Source organism: Collinsella vaginalis (genome assembly GCF_900176655.1).
GTDB lineage: Bacteria > Actinomycetota > Coriobacteriia > Coriobacteriales > Coriobacteriaceae > Collinsella > Collinsella vaginalis.
In genome coordinates this window covers 983,548-986,059 of sequence record NZ_LT838843.1, presented here as the reverse complement: position 1 = coordinate 986,059, position 2,512 = coordinate 983,548, and the positions used below count along the sequence as shown (strand labels likewise).

Here is a 2,512-nt window from a genome sequence, read left to right as displayed (position 1 = left end):
CTCGGCGGCGGCCTTCTGCTGCGCCGCCTGGGCCTCGCGCTCGGCGGCCAGCGCCGCCTGGAGCTCGCTGGAGAGCCCGTTCACATAGGACTCGGCCTCGCTCTGAGAGGCGGCGAGGGCGTTGGCGGTCTCGGTCTGCTGCTGATAGAGGCTGTCGAGCTCGGACTTCTTCTGGGAGAGCTCGTCGCGCTGGCTGTCCAACGTCTTGATGAGGTCGTTGACCTCGGTGATCTTCTCGTTGTTCTTCTCAGCGGTGCGGCTCGCGTAGAAGATGCGCGAGGTCAGGTCGCTGAAGTCCTTGGATGAGAAGACGATGTCGAGCAGGGTGGCATTGCCGTCCTTGTAACCGCTGCGGACGGTCTCCTTGAGGGAGGCCTGGGCGGCCTCGGCCTTCTGCTCGTTCTCGGCGATCTGACTCTGCAGGGAGTCGATCTGCGAGGAGGTCTCCTCGAGCTGCGCCTGCGTGTCGTCCGCCTTGGCGGCCGCGATCTCAAGGTTGCGGCTCAGCTCGGCGAGCTTCTGCTGCGCTGCGGCGAGCTCGGAGTTGAGCTCGGAAGATGACTGGGTCTCGGCGTAGGCCGCGGGGACCATAGCCAAGGGGGCCGAGAAGGCCATAAGGCCGGCAAGTACCACAACGGGTACCGCGCGGCGGCATGTGGTGCTGCGTTTCATCTACGTTTTCTACCTCTCTGCCTAAGGGCATCGGAGTCATCGCCTGACATTGTATCAATCCCGCCGTTCGGTAGGCAATTCACGGCAACCCCCACACCCAATCTCTAAGAGCTGTGTAAAATGGGCCTCTGAACTGGCAATTCAGACAACGGAATATGCCTATGCGCGACGTCTCCTGAAAATCTTCGCGAACAGGGAATCGAAGAACGGGGCGTCCGAGAGCCCAAGCGCGCTCGATACCCCGAAGGTCACCGCAAGCGCCGCGAGCCCCGAGGGGACCAGGTAGATCGCCGCGCGGAACACGCTCTCGGCAGGGCCGAGCACCCAGGTGAGCCCCTGGAGGATCCCCCAGCCCACCAGGGCACCGGCGGCGCCAAACGCGAGCGCGCGCAGGCACGACACGGCGACGGAGCGCAAGCCCAGGCGGCCGAGGCTCATACGGAGCCTGATGAGCGTGACCGCATCGATGATGCCGTAGTAGACGACCGAGCTCGCCGGCACCAGGTACATGCCGAAGATCGGCGTGAGCGCCACGCATATGACGATCTGGATCACCGCGGCCACGCAGGTGGCGAGCGCGTAGAACTTCATGCTGAGCATCGCCGAGCACGCCTTCTGGATGAAACTCGATAGACCGAAGAACGGCAGGTTGAGGCCGAGGACGACTAGGTAGCCCGCCGTGAGCGCGATCTCCTCCGGGGTGAAGGAGTTGCTCGCGATGACCGCGATCAGGGGCGATGAGAACACCAGGAAGTACAGGGAGAACGGGATGAGCGTGAAGAGGGTCTTCGCGGCCCCGTGCGCGAAGCCCGTGACGAAGGCCTCCCGCTCCCCTTTCGCGTGGTGGACGGAGAGCTCCGTGAACATCGTGATCGAGATCGGGATCGCAAAGATCGAGAAGGGCAGCACGTACCAGACGCGCGAGTAGTACGAGATGGCGGCGCCGGCGGCGTTCACCTGGAGGAGGCTGCTCGACATGACCGCCGTCGTGGGGTAGGCCACGAGGGTGACGATGAGCGTGGGGAGGCCGATCGAGAGGGTCTCGCGCAGGGCGGGATCGTGGAGGTTGATGGAGGGCCGGAGCCTGACCCCATGCTTGCGCAGGGCCGGGATCTGGATGAGCGCCTGGAAGAGCACGCCCAGGGGGTTGCCGATCGCGAGGATCAGGATGGCCTGCTGCTCGTCCATGATCCCCGCGCGCGTGACGGCCCCGTAGAGCACGAACGACCCGATGATGATCAGGTTGTTGAAGATGGGCGCCAGGTTGCTCCATAGGTAGTCGCGCTCCGCGTTCAGGACGCCCGAGAAGATCGACGAGAGCGCGTAGAGAATGATCTCGACGGAGAACCAGCGGAAGAACCAGACGGACAGCTCGAAGTCGAAGGTCTCGGAGGCTCCCGCGGACTGGGTCCAGATGATGGGGGCCGCGAAGACGAAGCAGACCACGGTGAGCACCAGCATCGCGATGAAGACGAACGACAGCAGGTTCGACGCGTAGCGCGCCGACCCCTCGCGGCCCGCGCGCTCGCGGACACGCACGTAGACGGGCAGGAACGAGGTGACGAGCATGCCGCCGATGACGAGCTCGTACATGACGTTGGGCATCTGGTCGGCCAGGGTGTAGGCGCTCGCGAGCATAGTGAGCCCGACGGCCCAGGCCTGCGCCGAGATGCGCAGGAAGCCCGTGATGCGGCTGATGATCACGAGCACGCTCACCAGGCTGGACGAGGTGTCGGCGCGGCGCTCGGCGGCGTCGGCCGCGGGCTCCTCCTGGACGGCCTCCTCAACCGCGACCGCGACCTCGGAGACGGGCGGGGTCAGCTCCTCCGACGGCACCCCG

At 65.4% G+C, this 2,512-nt stretch carries 2 protein-coding genes; both read right to left on the bottom strand.

What is annotated here, in order from left to right; translation table 11 throughout:
- On the bottom strand, positions 1-672 hold a 672-nt coding region (locus CAP13_RS09945; RefSeq protein WP_218775313.1), incomplete at its 3' end, for a PcsB-like coiled-coil domain-containing protein.
- A gap of 159 nt (positions 673-831) precedes the next feature.
- A partial coding sequence (gene murJ / locus CAP13_RS06255) for a murein biosynthesis integral membrane protein MurJ (protein ID WP_245798928.1) occupies positions 832-2,512 on the bottom strand: 1,681 nt, incomplete at its 5' end.